Origin of the sequence: Streptomyces sp. SID5910, from assembly GCF_009862125.1 — a bacterium.
Taxonomy (GTDB): Bacteria; Actinomycetota; Actinomycetes; order Streptomycetales; family Streptomycetaceae; genus Streptomyces.
Map to the genome: position 1 here is coordinate 1 of NZ_WWHX01000851.1, position 19827 is coordinate 19827.

The following is a 19827-nucleotide window of genomic DNA, read 5'->3' on the forward strand; positions in this document are numbered from 1 at the left end:
TGGACATGATCAGGAGCTTGGGGGAGAGCGGCTTGCCGGTGTTCCAGGCGGGGCACTGCGACTGGCAGCGGCCGCACTCGGTGCAGGTGGAGAAGTCCAGCAGGCCCTTCCAGGAGAACTGCTCGACCTGGGAGACGCCGAAGACGTCGTCGTCACCGGGGTCGGTGAAGTCGATCGGCTTGCCGCCCGAGGTCATCGGCAGCAGCGCGCCGAGGGCGGTGCCGCCCTTCGCGTCGCGCTTGAACCAGATGTTCGGGAAGGCGAGGAAGCGGTGCCAGGCCACACCCATGTCGGTCTTCAGGGCGACCGTGATCATCCAGATGAAGGAGGTCGCGATCTTCAGGCCGGCGAAGAAGTAGGTGAGGTTCTGGAGCGTGGAGACGTCCAGGCCCTCCAGCGCCGACACCACCGGGTACGAGATGAAGAACGAGGCCTCGTAGGAGTCCACGTGGTGCTGGGCGCCCTCCAGCGCGTGCAGCATGAAGATGCAGACGCCGACGATGAGGATGACGGCCTCGACGAAGTACGCCTGGCCGAAGTTGGAGCCCGCGAAGCGGGACTTGCGGCCCGGCTTCCTCGGGTGGCTCAGCTGCCGGATGACGATCAGGGCCAGGATGCCGAGCACCGTCATCGTGCCGATGAACTCGACGAAGACGTTGTACGGCGCCCACTCGCCGATGACCGGCAGCAGCCAGTCGGCCTGGAAGAGCTGGCCGATGGCGTTGACGATCGTCAGCAGCAGCGAGAAGAAGCCCACCGCCACGAACCAGTGCGCGACGCCGACGACGCCCCAGCGGTTCATCCGGGTGTGGCCGAGGAACTCCCTGACCACGGTGACGGTGCGCTGCCCGGGTGCGTCGGTGCGGGTGCCCGCGGGCACGCTCTGGCCGAGCCGCATGTAGTTGACGATCTGAAGGACGGCGCGGGCGAACAGGGCCACGCCGACCACGATCAGAACCAGCGACACGACGATCGCGGCGAGTTGCATTTGGGGGCTCCTCGGGCCTGCGAGGGGGTGGGGCGGGGTTCTTCACCTACCCCGACATTACTAAGCGGTAACTTATGCAGTCCGTCTGAGACTACCCGTATCTCCAGCCGCACTGTAGTCAGCACCGCGGTGATCTGCGTCGCTGAGGCAACCCTGACCGCCCGGGTGCCGTCGGCCGTCGCCGCCACGCCGTACTGGACAGGACATTCGTCGCACATCGTGATATTCGGCTTAGTTTATGTCCGTGCTCTACGGGATCACTGCCGCCACCGCGTCTTTTCTCCTCGCCGCCCTGCTCACCGCGCTGCTGAGGGCGTCCGCCCTGCGTCTGGCCCTGGTCGACCGGCGCCGCGCGCGGCCGGTGCCCCTGCTCGGCGGCGTGGCCGTCGTCCTCGTCACCGGCCTGGTCGCCGGGTCCTGCCAGTGGGCCGGCGTCGTCCCGCTCGGCACGGGTGTGGTGCGGCTGCTCGTCGCCGGCTGCGCCGTCGGGGCGCTGGGTCTCGCCGCCGACCTCTGGCGGCTGCGTCGACGCTGGCTGCTGGCCGGTACGGCCGTCGCGGCGGCGTGCGTGGTGCCGTACGACGTGACCGGGGTGCCGGCCGGGGTGCTGGCGGTGGTCTGGATCGCGCTGGCCGCCACCGCCTTCCGGGGGCTCGACCACGCCGACGGGCTGGCCGGCACGGTGGGTGTCGTGACCGCCTTCGGCATCGGCGTCTGCGCGGCGGCGGAGCTGATGGACGGGCTCGCGGTGCTGCTGAGCGTGCTGGCCGCCGCGCTGGCCGGGTTCCTGCTGCACAACTGGCATCCCGCCCGGATCGCGCTCGGTGCCTCCGGGTCGCTCTTCGCCGGTTTCCTGCTCGCCGGGTCGGCGGTGTTCACCCGGGCGGGGCAGGCGCCGGGTGCCGGTGCGGGGGTGCTGTTCGCGCTGACCGCGCTGGTGAGCGCCGACGCCGTACTGGTCCTGCTCTCGCGCCGGCTGGCCGGGCGGCCCCCGCTGCGCGGCGGGCCCGACCATCTCGCCCACCGGCTGCGGCGGCTGGGGGTCACGCCCCAGGGCGTGGTCGTGCTGCTCGGTGTGGGCGCGTTCTGCGGGGTACTCGTGGGCGTGCTCGTGCACGTCGGCCGGGTGGGGGAGACGGCCGTGCTGTGGGTGGCGGGCGCCTTTGCCGCCGTGGTGCTGGGGCTGCTGCGGGTGCGGGTGTACGAGCCGCGGCGGACCGGACCGGACACCGCCGTGCGGGCATCGGCGTCCGCGCGGCGGCGGGTGCCGTCCTCGCGTCCCGGGACCGAGGGCCGCGCGACTCCCCGGCCGTCCCCCGGAGCGTCCCCTCGGGCGTCCGTCCGGCGAGCGGATTTTCCGGTTCGCCAGGCCAGCGGGCCGGAAGAAGCGCAGGTCAAAGCGCCGTTGCGTGTAAGGAACGGATAAGAGTTGAGCCTCCCTGACTCACGTCTGTTGACCCAGCCGTGGCCGTCATGCACACTTGAGCCTGTTCCACTCAAGTCAGCTGGAGGAAATCACCATGGCACGTGCGGTCGGCATCGACCTGGGCACGACTAACTCCGTCGTCAGCGTTCTGGAGGGCGGCGAGCCCACCGTCATCACCAACGCCGAGGGCGCCAGGACCACGCCGTCCGTCGTCGCCTTCGCCAAGAACGGTGAGGTGCTCGTCGGCGAGGTCGCCAAGCGCCAGGCGGTCACGAACGTCGACAGGACCATCCGGTCGGTCAAGCGCCACATGGGCACCGACTGGAAGATCAACCTGGACGGCAAGGACTTCAATCCGCAGCAGATCAGCGCCTTCGTGCTCCAGAAGCTGAAGCGGGACGCCGAGTCCTACCTGGGTGAGAAGGTGACCGACGCGGTCATCACCGTCCCGGCGTACTTCAACGACGCCGAGCGCCAGGCCACCAAGGAGGCCGGCGAGATCGCGGGCCTGAACGTCCTGCGCATCGTCAACGAGCCGACGGCCGCCGCTCTCGCGTACGGCCTCGACAAGGACGAGCAGATCATCCTGGTCTTCGACCTCGGTGGCGGCACCTTCGACGTCTCGCTGCTCGAGATCGGCGACGGCGTCGTCGAGGTGAAGGCCACCAACGGTGACAACCACCTCGGTGGTGACGACTGGGACCAGCGCGTCGTCGACTACCTGGTGAAGCAGTTCCAGTCCGGTCACGGCGTGGACCTCTCCAAGGACAAGATGGCGCTCCAGCGCCTGCGCGAGGCCGCCGAGAAGGCGAAGATCGAGCTGTCCTCGTCCACCGAGACCTCGATCAACCTGCCCTACATCACGGCGTCCGCCGAGGGCCCGCTGCACCTGGACGAGAAGCTCACCCGCGCCCAGTTCCAGCAGCTGACCGCCGACCTGCTGGAGCGCTGCAAGACGCCGTTCCACAACGTCATCAAGGACGCCGGCATCCAGCTGTCCGAGATCGACCACGTCGTCCTCGTCGGCGGCTCGACCCGTATGCCCGCCGTCGCCGAGCTCGTCAAGGAGCTGACCGGCGGCAAGGACGCCAACAAGGGCGTCAACCCGGACGAGGTCGTCGCCATCGGCGCCGCCCTCCAGGCCGGTGTCCTCAAGGGCGAGGTCAAGGACGTCCTGCTCCTCGACGTCACCCCGCTGTCCCTCGGCATCGAGACCAAGGGCGGCATCATGACGAAGCTCATCGAGCGGAACACGACGATCCCGACGAAGCGTTCGGAGATCTTCACCACCGCCGAGGACAACCAGCCCTCCGTGCAGATCCAGGTCTACCAGGGCGAGCGCGAGATCGCGGCGTACAACAAGAAGCTCGGGATGTTCGAGCTGACCGGTCTGCCGCCGGCGCCCCGCGGCGTCCCGCAGATCGAGGTCGCCTTCGACATCGACGCCAACGGCATCATGCACGTGACCGCGAAGGACCTCGGCACGGGCAAGGAGCAGAAGATGACCGTCACCGGCGGCTCCTCGCTGCCGAAGGACGAGGTCGACCGGATGCGCCAGGAGGCCGAGAAGTACGCGGAGGAGGACCACGCCCGCCGCGAGGCCGCCGAGTCCCGCAACCAGGGCGAGCAGCTCGTCTACCAGACGGAGAAGTTCCTCAAGGACAACGAGGACAAGGTCCCCGGCGAGATCAAGACCGAGGTCGAGGGCGCCGTCGCCGAGCTGAAGGAGAAGCTCAAGGGCGAGGACGCCGCCGAGATCCGCACCGCCACCGAGAAGGTCGCGGCCGTCTCGCAGAAGCTGGGCCAGGCCATGTACGCCGACGCCCAGGGCGCGCAGGCCGCCGGCGGCGAGGCCCCCGGCGCGGGTGCCCAGGCCGGTGACAAGGGCGGCGACGACGACGTCGTCGACGCCGAGATCGTGGACGACGAGCGCAAGGACGGTGCGGCGTGACGGAGGAGACCCCGGGCTTCGACGAGAAGCCCGACGTCCCCTCTGGCGCCACGCCTGACGCCGCCGAACCGAAGGCCGCCTCCGAGGAGGAGGCGGCCCCGGCCGGGGACGCGAGTGAGAACGCGGGCCTGGTGGCCCAGCTGGACCAGGTACGCACGGCGCTCGGCGAGCGCACGGCGGACCTCCAGCGCCTCCAGGCCGAGTACCAGAACTACCGCCGTCGGGTGGAGCGGGACCGCGTCGCGGTCAAGGAGGTCGCCATCGCGAACCTCCTGTCCGAGCTGCTTCCCGTGCTCGACGACGTCGGCCGCGCCCGGGAACACGGCGAACTCGTCGGCGGATTCAAGTCCGTCGCGGAGTCGCTGGAGACCGTCGTGGCCAAGATGGGCCTCCAGCAGTTCGGCAAGGAGGGCGAGCCCTTCGACCCGACGATCCACGAGGCCCTGATGCACTCGTACGCACCGGACGTCACCGAGACGACCTGCGTGGCGATTCTCCAGCCGGGGTACCGGATCGGCGAGCGCACCATCCGCCCCGCGCGGGTGGCGGTGGCCGAGCCGCAGCCGGGCGCGCAGACCGTCAAGGCCGAGGAGCCGGCCGAGGCGGCCGACGACAAGGAGAACGGTGGCCCGGAGGAGGGCTGACGTCACGACGTACGCGGACGCAGGAGAGGAGGGACGTCGGGGATGAGCACCAAGGACTTCATCGAGAAGGACTACTACAAGGTCCTCGGCGTCCCCAAGGACGCCACCGAGGCCGAGATCAAGAAGGCGTACCGGAAGCTCGCCCGCGAGTTCCACCCGGACGCCAACAAGGGCAACACCAGGGCGGAGGAGCGCTTCAAGGAGATCTCCGAGGCGAACGACGTCCTCGGTGACGCCAAGAAGCGCAAGGAGTACGACGAGGCCCGCGCGCTCTTCGGCAACGGGGGCTTCCGCCCCGGGCCGGGCGCGGGCGGCGGCGGCACCTTCAACTTCGACCTGGGCGACCTCTTCGGAGGCGGCGCCCAGGGCGGCGGCGGGGCCGGCGGCTTCGGCGGCGGTCTCGGCGACGTCTTCGGGGGCCTGTTCAACCGCACCGGCGCCGGCGGTCCCGGCGCCGGCACGCGGACCCAGCCGCGGCGCGGCCAGGACATCGAGTCCGAGGTCACCCTCAGCTTCACCGAGGCCATCGAGGGCGCGACCGTCCCGCTGCGCATGTCCAGCCAGCAGCCCTGCAAGGCCTGTTCGGGCACCGGCGACAAGAACGGCACACCGCGCGTGTGCCCGACCTGCGTCGGCACCGGGCAGGTCGCCCGGGGCTCCGGCGGCGGCTTCTCGCTGACCGACCCCTGCCCCGACTGCAAGGGCCGCGGCCTGATCGCGGAGAACCCCTGCGAGATCTGCAAGGGCTCCGGACGCGCCAAGTCCTCGCGGACGATGCAGGTCCGCATCCCGGCCGGGGTGTCGGACGGGCAGCGCATCCGGCTGCGCGGCAAGGGCGCGCCGGGCGAGCGCGGCGGCCCGGCGGGCGACCTGTACGTGGTGGTCCACGTCAAGGAGCACCCCGTCTTCGGCCGCAAGGGCGACAACCTCACCGTCACCGTCCCGGTCACCTACACCGAGGCGGCGCTCGGCGGGGAGGTCCGCGTCCCGACGCTGGGCGGTCCGCCCGTCACGCTGAAGCTGCCGGCGGGCACGCCCAACGGCCGCACCATGCGGGCCCGCGGCAAGGGAGCGGTGCGCAAGGACGGCACCCGCGGCGACCTCCTGGTCACCGTCGAGGTGAGTGTCCCGAAGGACCTGACGGGGAAGGCTCGTGACGCGCTGGAGGCGTATCGCGAGGCGACCGCGGAGGAGGATCCGCGGGCGGAGCTGTTCCAGGCCGCGAAGGGAGCTTGACGGAATGGACGGTCGTCGACGCAATCCGTATGAACTGACCGAGGACACCCCGGTCTACGTCATCTCGGTGGCGGCCCAGCTCTCCGGCCTGCACCCGCAGACCCTGCGCCAGTACGACCGCCTCGGCCTGGTCTCCCCGGACCGCACGGCCGGGCGCGGTCGGCGCTACTCGGCCCGCGACATCGAACTGCTCCGCCAGGTGCAGCAGTTGTCGCAGGACGAGGGCATCAACCTGGCCGGAATCAAGCGCATCATCGAACTGGAGAACCAGGTCGCCGCGCTCCAGGCCCGCATAGCGGAGCTGTCGGACGCGCTGGACGGCGCGGCCACGGCGATGCGGCAGCGGGAGGCGGCGGTGCACGCCTCGTACCGCCGCGACCTGGTCCCGTACCAGGAGGTCCAGCAGACCAGCGCGCTGGTGGTGTGGCGGCCCAAGCGCCAGCAGCAGTCGCCGGACTGACGGCGCGTGAAGGTTTCCGCGAAGGGGCCCGGAGGTTCACCCGAACCTCCGGGCCCCTTCGCGTGCCCGCCGCGTGCGAGCGGTGTGAAGGGATGCGGGAGGCGATTCCGCTCCGTCTCCACGACGGCTGCGGAGCGTGGTGTTGCCATCTCGTTAAGTGGTTCCGCTTGACGGTGGGGGCGCCGGGGCGTTGGCTTTTCAGTCACCTGGGTTGCAATGCGGCCCCCGCGTCCGGAAGGCACCAGAAGTGAGCTCCTGCATCCGTCGTATCGCCATATCCGTGGCAGCGTCCACGATGACCGTTTCGCTGGCCGCCTGCGGAGTGCTGGACGCCTCAGGGAGCAGCGACGGCGAGAGCCCGGCCAAGGGCAACGACATCACGGTGGGCCTGCTGCTGCCGGAGACGGACAACACGCGCTACGAGCAGTTCGACCACCCGTACTTCGAGAAGAAGATCGCGTCGCTGACCCGCAACGAGGGCAAGGTCGAGTACGCCAACGCGGGGGCGGACGAGGGCAAGCAGGCCGAGCAGATGCAGAAGATGATCGACGACAAGGTCGACGCGATCGTCCTGGACGCCGTGAACTCGCAGGCCATCGCGTCGAGCGTGCAGAAGGCCAAGGACGCCGGCATCCCGGTCTTCGCCTACGACCGGCTGGCCGAGGGGCCGATCGACGCCTACATCTCCTTCGACAACGAGCTGGTCGGCGAGGTGCAGGGACGCTCCCTCGTCGAGGCGCTCGGCGACGCCGGCAACTCGGCCAAGATCGTCATGATGAACGGCTCGCCGACCGACCCGAACGCCAAGCAGTTCAAGGCCGGCGCGATGTCCGAGCTGAACGGCAAGGTGACGATCGCCCGGTCCTTCGACACCAAGGACTGGAAGCCGGCCAACGCCGAGGCGAACATGGCCGACGCGATCGAGGCGATCGGCAAGGACGACATCGCCGGCGTCTACTCCGCCAACGACGGCATGGCGGGCGGCGTCATCAAGGCCTTGGAGGCCGCGGGCGTCACCACGCTGCCGCCGATCACCGGCCAGGACGCGGAGCTGCCGGCGGTCCAGCGGATCGTCGCCGGCGAGCAGTACATGAGCGTCTACAAGTCCTACCCGCAGGAGGCCGAGAACGCCGCGGAGATGGTCGTGGCGCACATCCAGGGCCGGGACATCCAGTTCGACGCGCTCACCCGCGACAAGGTCGACAGCCCCAGCCACCAGGGCATCCCGGCGCAGCTGGTGCCGGTCGTCGCCCTGACGAAGTCCAACATCAAGGACACCGTCGTGGCGGACGGCTTCTACAAGGCCTCCGACATCTGCACGGCGAAGTTCGCCGCGGACTGCGCGGAGATCGGGCTGAAGTAGCCGCCGCCCACCGCCCGGGCATACCGGTGCGAACCGGTGGCTTCCGGCCGCCGCACGGGGCGGAGCCGTGTTGCGGACCCGGTCCCGGCCGCGCATAGTTGCGCTGCGGAAAGAGCCGGAACCGGGGGTGGGATGGGCGATGGCCGGGCACGGGGCTCAGGAGCATCCGCACGGTGCCGACCGGCTGTGCGCGGCCGGGGACCGCGTGTACTCCCGGGCCGTACGGCGCGGCCGGGTGCCGCGCCGGGACGCGGAGCCGGTGCCCTGTCTGCTGGAGCTGGCCCTGCTGCACCCGGACCCCGACGACATGGAGTGGCTCGTGCCGACCTCCCCGCAGGAGGTCATGACCCGGCTGCTGCGCGGCATGTACGACGAGGTGAGGGCCAGTCAGCGGCGGGTGGGCTCGGCGGTGGAGGCCTTCGAGCGGTACGCGGGGCTCGGCCGGCGCATCCAGGCGTCGGCGGCCACGGAGGGCACGGCGATCCGGGTCCTGGACGGGCTGGCCCGCATCCAGGCGGCGATGGACGAGGCGACGGAGGCCTGTACGACGGAGGTGCTCACCGTCCAGCCCGGCGGCATCCGGCGTGAGCACGAGCTGTCGGAGGGGCTGCACCGGGCGTTGGCGCTGCGCGGGCGCGGGGTGCGGATGCGGGACCTGTACACGCATGTCGCCCGGCACGGGCAGGGGCTGCTGAACTACCTGGAGCTGATGGGCGACGCGGTGGAGGCCCGCACCCTCGACGAGGTCGTGGACCGTCTCATCCTGTTCGACCGGACGGTGGCGTTCATCCCCGCGAACACCGACCGCACGATGGCCCTGGAGCTGCGTCATCCGGCGCTGGTGGCCTATCTGGTGACGGTCTTCGAGCGTCTGTGGCGTCTGGCGATCCCGCTGACGGCGCCGCTCCCCGACACCGGCTTCGAGGGCGTCTCGCACCGCGAGCGGTCCATCGCGGCGCTGCTGGCGGAGGGCCACCAGGACGCGGTGATCGCGGAGCGGCTGGGCATCAGCGTACGGACGTGCCGGGCGCACATCGCCCGCCTGTCGGAGACGCTGGGCGCGGCCAGCCGGACCCAGCTGGGGGTGCGCATAGCCCAGTCCGGCCTGGACGGCTCGCCCTCGGTCAGCGTCCCTGGTCGAGAATCCCCGACTGTCCGATGAGAAACCCGAGCTGAGCCCGGCTCTCACTGCCGAGAGTGGCGGCGAGCTTGGCGATGTGGACGCGGGCGGTGCGGACGTTGAGGCCGAGGCGGTCGGCGATCGAGGCGTCGGTGTGGCCCTCGACGAGGAGACCGGCGATGGCTCGCTGGCGGGGGGTGATGCCGTTGAGGGTGGGCTGCTGGACCGCCTGGGGGTACATGGGGGTGGCGAGGTGCCAGAGGCGGTCGAAGGTGTTGATGAAGTAGGCGACCAGGGCGGGGTGGCGCACTTCCAGGGCGAGCGAGCGGTCGGCGCTGGCGGGGATGAAGGCGACGGTGCGGTCCACGATGACGAGTCGCTCGGTGACCTCGTCGAGGCTGCGGGCCTCCACGTCGCCGGTGAGTCGTTCGTAGCGCCCGATGATCAGAGGGGCGTGGCGGACGGTGTGCTGGTACAGGGCGCGCACCCGTCCGCCGCGGTCGAGGAACGCCTGATCGCGTTCCATGGCGGCTTCGTGGTGGTGGAAGGGCCCGGTGATGAGACCGTCGTGCGGCTGGATCGCCAGGAGTTGTTCTGTGCCGGCGGCCATGGCCTCGGTGATGGCCCGGCTCGCTCTCTCCTTGCCGGCGAGGAGCCTGAGGGACCGGGTGTCCTCGTTCGCCGCGGCCGGTCCTTCGAGACGCATGAGGGGTGCGAAGGCGTCGGCGAGCCGCTGCCCGCGTCGGCGCTCTCCGGCGATGCGCTCCTCCGAGACGCGCAGCAGCCGCTGGAGGGCGACGGTCGGTACGACGGGCTCCAGCCGGGCCGGGTCGTCGACCGACGGATGCAGGAGGCCGTTGTCGACCAGGCACGGTGCGGTGGCCGCGTCCTCGCCGGGGACGTGCCCCTCCCGCAGCGCACGGGCGTAGAGGCCGAGGCCCGGCTCACACAGGTCGCCCTGTGCGTGCTGGTGTGTCACTTTCCCTGCGCCTGTTCGAGTACTCCGGACTGGGCTATGAGATAGCCGAGTTGGGCCCGGCTGCCGCTGCCGAGCACCGACGCCAGCTTCGCGATGTGCGCTCGGCAGGTGCGCACGTTCATGCCGAGGCGGCGGGCTATCGCCTCGTCCACGTGGCCCTCCACGAGGAGCTTGGCGATGGAGTGCTGGATGTCGGTGATGCCGTCGGGAGCCGTCTCGTAGGGTGCTCCGGCGGTCAGCGGGACCGCCCGGCTCCAGATGAACTCGAACACCTTGGTCAGGTAGCGGACAAGACCGGGGTGACGGATCTCCAGGGCGACCTGCCGGTCCTCACGGATGGGGATGAAGGCGACGGTCTCGTCGCAGATGATGAGGCGTTCGACGAGTTCGTCGATGGTGCGGTACTCGACCTTGCCGTTCGCGAACTGGTCGACGTAGGCGAGCCGTTCGGGGTTGTACCGCGCGGTGTGCTGGTACAGGGTCCGGATGCGCACTCCCCGCTCGATCAGCGGCTTGTCGCGCTCCAGTGCTTCCAGGAGGCGGTTCTCGGCGCTGCGGGCGCTGCTGCTCGGCTGGACGGTGAGCATCTCGGTCCGGCACTGGCCCGTGGCCAGGTCGAGAGCCGCGTTGATGCGGTCCAGGCCCTCCAGCACGCTGATGGAGTGGGTCGGGGCGGTGTCCTGGACGCCGAGCGCCATGAACGGCTCGAAGACTTCGGAGAGTGCGATCGACAGCCGTCGGTGCTCGGTGATCTCACGTTCGATCGGATTGAGTCGCTGGGCCAGGGCGATCGCCGGAGGCACTGGACGCAACCACTTCGCGTCGTCGGGATCGGGGTGGAGCAGCGCGAATTCCCTCAGGCAGGGGGCCGACTCGGCGTCCGTCCGCAGTATGCGTCCTGTTCGCAGAGCATCTGCGTAGAGGCGCCTTCCGTCTTCACAAAGTTCGGTGACCGCATGGGGATGTGTCGTGTTGGTCCCATTTGATATCAAATCTCCACCCCCCAGGGTCCTGAACGTGCAGGAACATGATGCACCGATTGTGTGGCCATGACGTGCCTGAATGAGCCATCGTCTTATCCGACGGGGGATAGAGGGGATCTTCAAGTGAGGACGAAGCCGACTATGCGTAAGAAAATGCTTCGCTCGGTGCTTGTTGTCGCCGTCTCCGCCGTTGTGGCCTTCGGAGCTCTGGCTGGCCTCTCCGGTGCGAAGAGCGACGCGCACGGTGCCGTTGTCGGGGTCGAGAGCGCGTCCGCCGTCGCGGGCGGAGGCGAGGCAGCCAATCTCCCGGCCGACAGCAAGTGGGACTGATCGCGATGACCACTCCACCCGACGACCGCTCCTTCCGTCGTGAGATGGCCACCGCCTACCGTTCCGGCTGGCACTTCATCGATCTCGTCACCGCGATCCCGCACGCCGGCGACTCGCTGATGGTGACCGTCTTCGGTGAGCCGGTCGTCGTCACGCTGGACGAGGACGGCGACGTCCGGGCGTACCGGTGTCTGCGACGGCCTCGGGGGGCGCCGCAGCCCGTGCGGTGTGCCGTCCGCTACGGAATGATCTTTGTGAACCTGGACCAGAGGGACCACCGGCTCGCTCAGCCGGAGCCCTCCGAAGTGAGGACCATCTCGGCCACCCCCCGCAGTGCCTGACGCGATTCCCCCGTCGTAACAAATCGCTCAGGTGCTTCCCCCCGGCAGCGGCGTCACCGTGACCTGAACACGGTGACGCCGCTGTCGTATGTGCAGATAAGTCGGGTACCTGTCAAGGCTGAGGCCGGCCGGAAAGCACCCCGCGTCCCGGACCTCCTTGAGTGGAATAGACTCAACTTTGTGTACGTTGGATGAGTCAGCACTGGGAGACATGAGGAGAACCGGAACGTGGACGCCGAGCTGACCAACCGGAGCCGGGACGCGATCAACGCCGCCAGCAACCGGGCCGTGACCGAGGGGCACGCCGACCTCACCCCCGCCCACCTGCTCCTGGCTCTGCTCCAGGGGCAGGACAACGAGAACATCACCGACCTGCTCGCCGCCGTCGAGGCCGATCTCGCGGCCGTGCGTTCCGGCGCCGAGCGCATCCTCGCCGGGCTGCCCAGCGTGACCGGGTCGACGGTCGCGCCGCCGCAGCCGGGCCGTGAGATGCTCGCCGTGGTCGCCGACGCCCAGGCCCGCGCCAAGGAACTCGGGGACGAGTACCTCTCCACCGAGCACCTGCTCCTCGGCATCGCCGCGAAGGGCGGCGCGGCCGGTGAGGTACTGGAGGGGCAGGGCGCCAGTGCGAAGAAGCTTCAGGAGGCCTTCCGCAAGGCGAGGGGAGGACGCCGCGTGACCACCGCCGACCCCGAGGGGCAGTACAAGGCGCTGGAGAAGTTCGGCACCGACTTCACCGCCGCCGCGCGCGAGGGCAAGCTCGACCCCGTCATCGGGCGGGACCAGGAGATCCGGCGGGTCGTGCAGGTGCTGTCCCGCCGCACCAAGAACAACCCCGTCCTCATCGGCGAGCCCGGCGTCGGCAAGACCGCCGTCGTGGAGGGGCTCGCCCAGCGGATCGTCAAGGGGGACGTGCCCGAGTCGCTGAAGGGCAAGCGGCTGGTCGCGCTGGACCTCGGCGCGATGGTCGCGGGCGCGAAGTACCGGGGCGAGTTCGAGGAGCGGCTGAAGACCGTCCTCGCGGAGATCAAGGACTCCGAGGGCCAGATCATCACCTTCATCGACGAGCTGCACACCGTCGTGGGGGCCGGTGCCGGCGGGGACTCCGCCATGGACGCCGGGAACATGCTCAAGCCCATGCTCGCGCGCGGTGAGCTGCGCATGGTCGGCGCGACCACGCTGGACGAGTACCGGGAGCGGATCGAGAAGGACCCCGCCCTGGAGCGGCGCTTCCAGCAGGTGCTGGTCGCCGAGCCGACCGTCGAGGACTCCATCGCGATCCTGCGCGGACTCAAGGGCCGCTACGAGGCCCACCACAAGGTGCAGATCGCGGACAGCGCGCTGGTGGCCGCCGCCACGCTGTCCGACCGGTACATCACCTCCCGCTTCCTGCCCGACAAGGCCATCGACCTCGTCGACGAGGCCGCGTCCCGGCTGCGCATGGAGATCGACTCCTCGCCCGTCGAGATCGACGAACTCCAGCGCGCCGTCGACCGGCTGAAGATGGAGGAGCTGGCGATCGGCAAGGAGACCGACGCGGCCTCCCTGGAGCGCCTGGAGCGGCTGCGGCGCGACCTCGCCGACAAGGAGGAGGAGCTGCGCGGCCTCACCGCCCGCTGGGAGAAGGAGAAGCAGTCCCTCAACCGGGTCGGTGAGCTGAAGGAGAAGCTGGACGAGCTGCGCGGGCAGGCCGAACGCGCCCAGCGCGACGGCGACTTCGACACCGCCTCCAAGCTGCTCTACGGCGAGATCCCGGACCTGGAGCGCGACCTGGAGGCCGCCTCCGAGGCCGAGGAGGAGGTCGCCAGGGACACGATGGTCAAGGAGGAGGTCGGCGCCGACGACATCGCCGACGTCGTCGCCTCCTGGACCGGCATCCCCGCCGGGCGGCTGCTGGAGGGCGAGACGCAGAAGCTGCTGCGGATGGAGGACGAGCTCGGCAAGCGGCTGATCGGGCAGACCGAGGCCGTGCGGGCCGTCTCCGACGCCGTGCGCAGGAGCAGGGCGGGCATCGCCGATCCCGACCGGCCCACCGGGTCGTTCCTCTTCCTCGGCCCCACCGGCGTCGGCAAGACCGAGCTGGCCAAGGCGCTCGCCGACTTCCTCTTCGACGACGAGCGGGCCATGGTCCGCATCGACATGAGCGAGTACAGCGAGAAGCACAGTGTCGCCAGGCTCGTCGGCGCCCCGCCCGGATACGTCGGCTACGAGGAGGGCGGCCAGCTCACCGAGGCCGTGCGGCGGCGGCCGTACACCGTCGTGCTGCTGGACGAGGTGGAGAAGGCGCACCCCGAGGTCTTCGACATCCTGCTCCAGGTGCTGGACGACGGGCGCCTCACCGACGGGCAGGGCCGCACCGTCGACTTCCGCAACACCATCCTGGTGCTGACGTCCAACCTGGGCAGCCAGTACCTGGTCGACCCGCTGACCGGCGAGGCGGAGAAGAAGGAGCAGGTCCTGGAGGTGGTCCGGACGTCGTTCAAGCCGGAGTTCCTCAACCGGCTCGACGACCTCGTGGTCTTCTCCGCCCTGAGCAAGGACGAGCTGAGCCGGATCGCGCGGCTCCAGATCGACGCGCTCGCCCGGCGCCTCGCCGAGCGCCGCCTCACCCTGGAGGTCACCGACGACGCCCTGGCCTGGCTCGCCGACGAGGGCATGGACCCGGCGTACGGCGCCCGGCCGCTGCGCCGGCTCGTGCAGACCGCGATCGGCGACCGGCTCGCCCGGGAGATCCTCTCCGGCGAGATCAAGGACGGCGACACGGTCCGCGTCGACCGCTTCGGCGACGCCCTGATCGTGGGCCCGGCGAGCGGCAAGACGCTCTAGCCCCGGCGGTCCCGGTACGGCCCGTCACCCCCCCCGGTGGGGTGGCGGGCCGCCGTGCGTCGCGCGGTGCCGCCGGGCAGGTGTGCGCGGGCCCGCCCTGGACACCCGGGCCGAGGAGGCCCACCCGACCGGCCGGATCGTGTCAGCCCAGGGCTGACAGGGCCACGGCGGGCTTGCCACGCCCCTCCCCGCATGGGGGAGGATGGTGTGATCCGTACGAAGGGAAAAACACGGTGAGCATCGACCCGTCCTCGATTCCGAACTTCGGGGGCCAGCCCGAGCCGCAGCCCCAAGGACCGGCGGGCCCCGTCGTCCCGGATCAGGACCTCGTGAAGCAGCTCCTCGAACAGATGGAGCTCAAGTACGTCGTCGACGACGAGGGTGACCTCGCGGCGCCGTGGGAGCAGTTCCGTACGTACTTCATGTTCCGTGGCGAGGGCGACCAGCAGATCTTCTCGGTGCGGACGTTCTACGACCGGCCCCACCAGATCGACGACAAGCCGCAGCTGCTGGAGTCGCTCGACGACTGGAACCGGCGCACCCTGTGGCCCAAGGTGTACTCGCACACCCACGACGACGGCACCGTCCGCCTGATCGGCGAGGCGCAGATGCTGATCGGCATGGGCGTCAGCCTGGAGCACTTCGTCTCCTCGACGGTCAGCTGGGTGCGCGCCGCCATCGAGTTCGACCGCTGGCTCGTGGAGCAGCTCGGCCTGGAGCAGGAGGTCAACGAGGCGGAGAAGCCCGAGGACGAGGGCGGCGAGTAGCCCGCCCCCGCCTGCTGGGGAGCCCGGCCAGGGCACCGACCGCCGTCCGGGGGTCGGGTGCCGGGGCCGGGCTCTCGCCGTTCGGCCGCCGAGCGTTTTCAGCCCCCCAGCGTCTTCAGCCGCCGTACGGCCTCCTCCAGGACCGCCGTCCGCTTGCAGAACGCGAACCGGACGAAGGGGGCGCCCGCCTCCCGGTGGTCGTAGAAGACGGCGTTGGGGATGGCGACGACACCCGCGCGTTCCGGCAGGTCGCGGCAGAAGGCGAAGCCGTCGCTCTCGCCGAGGGGGCGGATGTCGGTGGTGACGAAGTACGTCCCGGCGGGGCGGTAGACGCCGAACCCCGCCTCCGCGAGACCGGCCGCGAGGACGTCCCGCCTGGCCTCCATGTCCGCGCGGAAGCCGGCGAAGTGGGAGTCGGGCAGCGCCAGGGCCTCGGCGACGGCGTACTGGAAGGGGCCGGCGCTGACGTAGGTCAGGTACTGCTTGGCCGAGCGGACCGCGGTGACCAGGGCGGGCGGGGCGGTGATCCAGCCGACCTTCCAGCCGGTGAACGAGAACGTCTTGCCGGCCGAGCTGATCGTCACCGTGCGCTCGCGCATCCCCGGGAAGGACGCCAGCGGGATGTGCTCGGCGGCGTCGAAGACCAGGTGCTCGTACACCTCGTCGGTCACGACCAGCAGGTCACGCTCCACGGCCAGCTCCGCGATCGCCGCGAGCTCCGCGCGGGTCAGGACGGTGCCCGTCGGGTTGTGCGGGGTGTTGAGCAGCAGCAGGCGGGTGCGGTCGGTGACGGCGTCGCGCAGCTCGTCCAGGTCGAGGCGGAACGTGCCCTCGTGCGGGCGCAGCGTCACCGGCACGCGCGTGCCGCCCGCCATGGCGACGCAGGCCGCGTACGAGTCGTAGTACGGCTCCAGCGCGATCACCTCGTCGCCGGGCTCCACCAGGGCCAGCAGTGAGGCGGCGATGGCCTCGGTGGCGCCGGCGGTGACCAGGACCTCGGTGTCCGGGTCGTAGGACAGGCCGTACCGCCGCTCCTGGTGGGCGGTGACGGCGGCGCGCAGCTCGGGGACGCCCGGGCCCGGCGGGTACTGGTTGCCGCGCCCGTCGCGCAGCGCCCGTACGGCCGCCTCCCGGATCTCCTCGGGGCCGTCGGTGTCGGGGAAGCCCTGGCCCAGGTTGATCGCGCCGGTCTTCACCGCCAGGGCGGACATCTCGGCGAAGACCGTGGTCCCGAACTCGGCGAGCCGGCGGTTGAGGAGGGGGCGTGCGCTGGAGGTCATGGCGGCCATCCTGCGCCGAAGCTCTGGACTTCCTCAACTCTGCTTTGGGGCGTGGCGGGTGAGGGCATCCCCCGTTCACGCAACGAGCTTCACGGAAAGCGGGGCGCCCGACGGGGGGTTGCTTCGGGGGAACTTCCGGGCGGGAGCCCGGGGGAATCGGAAGGAGGGGTGGCGCCATGGTCTTCGGCATCATCCTGATCGTGATCACCGCTCTGATCGTCGCCGCGGTCTCCTCCGGCGCGCGGAGCCGCCGTTCCAGGGCCGGACTCGGGCGCGGCCGCGGCTCGCGGTCGTCGCGCGGGGGCTACAGCGGCAGCGACAGCAGCTGGTGGGCCGGCGGGGCCGGCGGGGTGGCGGACGGCGGCTCGTCCTCGGGCGGCGGGCACCACCACCACGGAGGCCACTCCTGCGGCGGCGGTTCGTCGTCCTGCGGGAGCAGTTCGTCGTCCTGCGGCGGCGGCTCGTCCTGCGGAGGCGGGTCGTCCTGCGGGGGAGGGGGCGGCGGATGCGGTGGAGGCAGCTGACACGGGGCAGCTGAGCTCCTGCCAGGGGGAACCGCATCCGCATCGAGGGGCCCGCACGTGGGTCCGGGCCCCGCGTCCCCACGGGGAGCGCCCGCCGGTTTCACACCCGGCGGGCGCTCGCACACACCGGCGCACGCGGAGCGGGCCGGGCGCACGCCGTGGTTGAACAGTTGAGCTGTGGACCCCCCGAGGGATGGAAACACCACGAAGTTGGGTAAAAACGCTGTGTCACCGACGCAGTTCATGATTGCCTCTCACTCGTCAACGCAGCCCCTCGGACGACCTGTTGACCCCCCTCCTGACCGGCCGACCGGGCTGACCGGGCCGCCTCCCCGACAGTGACGGGGTGCGCAGGCCCACACCCTCCTCTCCTTGTGTGCTTGCGGAGCCGATCCATGCTCACGACCCTGAACACCTCCTACACCGACACCCGCGCCGCCGACCTGGCCTGGGCCCTCGGGCGCGAACCGCTGCCCGCGCTGGCCAGCCTCGACATCGAGCTGACGGGGGCCAAGCTTCAGTTGAGACTCCTCGGCGCCTCCCACCAGGTCCTGCTGGAGGAGGACCGGGGCGTCTGCTCGGAGACGGTCGCGTGCATCGCGGGCAGCAGCACACCGCTTCCGCTGGGCGTGGCCAAGCGGGTGGGCGACTGGGAGTACGAGTTCGCCGCCCGCGTGGAGATGCTCACGCCGGGCTCCTTCGCGGGCCGCGCCCAGGAGCTGCTGGCCCTGGTCTCCGACCATCCGCACGGGCTGGCGGGGGTCTTCCCCGGCAGCCCGCACGCCTTCACCGCGCTGCTCGCGCACCGGCACGAGGGCCAGGTGCACTGGCGGACCTGGCACGCCTATCCGCAGGACGGCCAGCTGGTGGCGACCCGGACCCGGGTCGGTGCCCGGGTGCCGGCCCGGGAGCTCAGCCCGTCCGGGGTGTGAGACGGATAAACCTGCGGGGCTCCGGGGGCGGAAGTTTCACACGTGTGGGTGACGAGGCGCAGTCGGCGAGTGACGTAACGTCACTGCGTGATCGAACCGCACGCTCCCGCTCCGCCCGGCTCCCCGCCGCCCTGGGCCGGCGCGGACGGTCCAGACACCCGGCGCGACGCGGGCCGTCGTGACGACATCCGTGCGCCGGGAGGTCCGAGCGGGCCGGTGCGGCTGCCCGTGCGGCCCGGTATCGGGCGGTTCCTGGTGCTCGCGGGGGTGTTCGTCTGTGCGGCCTGCGGGCTCGTGTACGAACTCGAACTGGTCGCCCTCGCCTCGTATCTGATCGGCGACTCGGTCACCCAGGCGTCCGTCGTCCTGTCCGTCATGGTCTTCGCCATGGGCATCGGCTCGCTCGCCGCGAAGCGGCTGCGCCGGTTCGCGGCGGCCGGTTTCGGCGCGGTCGAGGCGGTCCTCGCGCTCGTCGGCGGCTCCAGCGCCATGGCGCTGTACGCCGTCTTCGCCTGGACCGGCGGCTGGGGCGGCCTGTGGTCCGACGGCCCGCGCTTCCTGCTGGTCGCCTTCTCGCTCGCCATCGGCCTGCTGATCGGCGCCGAGGTGCCGCTGCTGATGGAGCTGATCCAGCGCATCCGCCGCCAGGACGCGGGCGGCGCCGTCGCCGACCTGTTCGCCGCGGACTACGTCGGCGCCCTGGTCGGCGGTCTCGCCTTTCCCTTCGTCCTGCTGCCCTTCCTCGGCCAGCTCACCGGCGCGCTGCTCACCGGCACGGTCAACGCGGCCGTCGGCGCCGCCCTGGTCCTCGGCCTGTTCCGGCGGGACCTGACCCGCCGGGCCCGCCGGCTGCTGGTGGTGGCCAACGTCGTCGTGCTCGCGGTCCTCGCCTCGGCGACCGTCCTCGCCGACGACTTCGAACGCGCCGCCCGGCACGCGGTCTACGGCCAGGACGTCCGCGTGGCCGTGCGGACGGGCGTGCAGGAGGTGGTCCTTACCGGCGGCACCGACGGCCGGGCCCTGCGTCTCTTCCTGGACGGCCGGCTGCGCGTCAGCGGCAGCGACGAACGGCGCTACCACGAGGCGCTGGTGCACCCGGCGATGACCGGGCGGCACGCGCGCGTCCTGATCCTCGGCGGCGGCGACGGCCTCGCCGTCCGGGAGGTGCTGCGCCATCCGGGCGTGCGCCGCGTCGACGTGGTCGAGCCCGACCCCGGGCTCGCCCGGCTGGCCCGGCACGACCCCGGCCTGTCCGCGCTGAACGAGCACGCCTACGGCGACCCCCGCGTCCACGTGACCGCCGGGGACGCCTTCCACCGGCTGCGCTCCGCGCGCACGGGGACGTACGACGTGGTGGTCTCCGACCTGCCCGACCCGGGCATCACGTCCAGCACCAAGCTGTACTCGCAGGAGTTCTACGGCCTGCTGCGGCGGGTGCTCGCGCCGGGCGGGCGGCTGGCCGTGCACGCCGGGCCGGTGTCCTCGCGGCCCGGGGCGTTCTGGACCGTCGACGCGACGCTGCGGGCGGCCGGGCTGCGGACCGTGGCCTACCGCGTCGGCGGGCGCGACACCGGCTTCACCACGGGCCCCGACCGGGCGTCCGGCACCTCCACCGCCCCGGGCGACTGGGGCTTCCTCCTCGCCGCCCGCACACCCCCCGTCCTACGCCTCGCCCCG

The 19827-nt window shown here is 71.1% G+C and carries 16 protein-coding genes and 1 pseudogene; 13 read left to right on the forward strand and 4 right to left on the reverse strand.

What is annotated here, in order from left to right; all coding sequences use genetic code 11:
- Positions 1 to 988: pseudogene (locus GTW67_RS29805) on the reverse strand (Fe-S oxidoreductase); the annotation flags it as partial.
- A gap of 238 nt (positions 989 to 1226) precedes the next feature.
- On the opposite strand from GTW67_RS29805, the gene GTW67_RS29810 reads away from it, so the two are divergent.
- The 7 genes from GTW67_RS29810 to GTW67_RS29840 all read left to right on the forward strand — a co-directional run bounded on the left by GTW67_RS29810 (position 1227) and on the right by GTW67_RS29840 (position 9230).
- Positions 1227 to 2414, forward strand: a complete 1188-nt coding sequence (locus GTW67_RS29810; protein WP_202437873.1) for an MraY family glycosyltransferase — start codon at positions 1227 to 1229, stop codon at positions 2412 to 2414.
- A gap of 94 nt (positions 2415 to 2508) precedes the next feature.
- Positions 2509 to 4365: a molecular chaperone DnaK gene (gene dnaK / locus GTW67_RS29815; protein ID WP_161167863.1), complete on the forward strand. Its 1857-nt coding sequence runs from the start codon at positions 2509 to 2511 to the stop codon at positions 4363 to 4365.
- Positions 4362 to 5009 carry a nucleotide exchange factor GrpE gene (gene grpE, locus GTW67_RS29820; RefSeq protein ID WP_161167864.1) on the forward strand — a complete coding sequence of 216 codons (648 nt, stop codon included), beginning with the start codon at positions 4362 to 4364 and terminating at the stop codon, positions 5007 to 5009. Before dnaK ends, grpE begins: the two co-directional genes overlap by 4 nt.
- A gap of 42 nt (positions 5010 to 5051) precedes the next feature.
- The gene (gene dnaJ, locus GTW67_RS29825) at positions 5052 to 6245 is read left to right on the forward strand and encodes a molecular chaperone DnaJ (RefSeq protein ID WP_161167865.1); all 1194 of its coding nucleotides are present in this window, start codon (positions 5052 to 5054) and stop codon (positions 6243 to 6245) included.
- 4 nt (positions 6246 to 6249) lie between these two features.
- Positions 6250 to 6705, forward strand: a complete 456-nt coding sequence (locus GTW67_RS29830; RefSeq protein WP_161167866.1) for a heat shock protein transcriptional repressor HspR — start codon at positions 6250 to 6252, stop codon at positions 6703 to 6705.
- A 247-nt stretch (positions 6706 to 6952) separates the two neighbouring features.
- Entirely contained in the window at positions 6953 to 8068 is a 1116-nt protein-coding gene (locus GTW67_RS29835) for a substrate-binding domain-containing protein (RefSeq protein ID WP_161167867.1), read from the forward strand.
- 139 nt (positions 8069 to 8207) lie between these two features.
- Complete coding sequence (locus GTW67_RS29840; protein ID WP_161167868.1) at positions 8208 to 9230, forward strand: helix-turn-helix transcriptional regulator; 1023 nt, start codon at positions 8208 to 8210, stop codon at positions 9228 to 9230.
- Here the strand turns inward: GTW67_RS29840 and GTW67_RS29845 are convergent.
- Entirely contained in the window at positions 9193 to 10167 is a 975-nt protein-coding gene (locus GTW67_RS29845) for a LuxR C-terminal-related transcriptional regulator (protein ID WP_161167869.1), read from the reverse strand. The two genes, GTW67_RS29840 and GTW67_RS29845, sit on opposite strands and share 38 nt — an antisense overlap.
- Positions 10164 to 11159 carry a helix-turn-helix transcriptional regulator gene (locus GTW67_RS29850; RefSeq protein ID WP_161167870.1) on the reverse strand — a complete coding sequence of 332 codons (996 nt, stop codon included), beginning with the start codon at positions 11157 to 11159 and terminating at the stop codon, positions 10164 to 10166. The genes GTW67_RS29845 and GTW67_RS29850 overlap by 4 nt, the downstream gene beginning before the upstream one ends.
- Positions 11160 to 11485: 326 nt before the next feature.
- On the opposite strand from GTW67_RS29850, the gene GTW67_RS29855 reads away from it, so the two are divergent.
- The 3 genes from GTW67_RS29855 (at position 11486) to GTW67_RS29865 (ending at position 15414) form a co-directional block, all read left to right on the forward strand.
- The gene (locus tag GTW67_RS29855) at positions 11486 to 11821 is read left to right on the forward strand and encodes a Rieske (2Fe-2S) protein (RefSeq protein WP_161167871.1); all 336 of its coding nucleotides are present in this window, start codon (positions 11486 to 11488) and stop codon (positions 11819 to 11821) included.
- A 228-nt stretch (positions 11822 to 12049) separates the two neighbouring features.
- A complete protein-coding gene (clpB, locus tag GTW67_RS29860) occupies positions 12050 to 14647 on the forward strand; it encodes an ATP-dependent chaperone ClpB (protein WP_161167872.1) in 2598 nt (865 codons plus the stop codon).
- Positions 14648 to 14880: 233 nt separating this feature from the next.
- Entirely contained in the window at positions 14881 to 15414 is a 534-nt protein-coding gene (locus GTW67_RS29865) for a YbjN domain-containing protein (protein ID WP_161167873.1), read from the forward strand.
- 98 nt (positions 15415 to 15512) lie between these two features.
- Here GTW67_RS29865 and GTW67_RS29870 read toward each other — a convergent pair whose 3' ends face one another.
- On the reverse strand, positions 15513 to 16703 hold the full coding sequence (locus GTW67_RS29870; RefSeq protein WP_161167874.1) for a pyridoxal phosphate-dependent aminotransferase: 1191 nt from the start codon (positions 16701 to 16703) through the stop codon (positions 15513 to 15515).
- Positions 16704 to 16870: 167 nt separating this feature from the next.
- Here GTW67_RS29870 and GTW67_RS29875 point away from each other — a divergent pair, with 167 nt between their 5' ends.
- The 3 genes from GTW67_RS29875 to GTW67_RS29885 all read left to right on the forward strand — a co-directional run.
- Positions 16871 to 17218 carry a hypothetical protein gene (locus GTW67_RS29875; protein ID WP_161167875.1) on the forward strand — a complete coding sequence of 116 codons (348 nt, stop codon included), beginning with the start codon at positions 16871 to 16873 and terminating at the stop codon, positions 17216 to 17218.
- A gap of 395 nt (positions 17219 to 17613) precedes the next feature.
- Entirely contained in the window at positions 17614 to 18150 is a 537-nt protein-coding gene (locus GTW67_RS29880; protein WP_161167876.1) for a DUF2617 family protein, read from the forward strand.
- 87 nt (positions 18151 to 18237) lie between these two features.
- The coding region (locus GTW67_RS29885; RefSeq protein WP_161167877.1) for a polyamine aminopropyltransferase at positions 18238 to 19827 on the forward strand (1590 nt) is incomplete at its 3' end.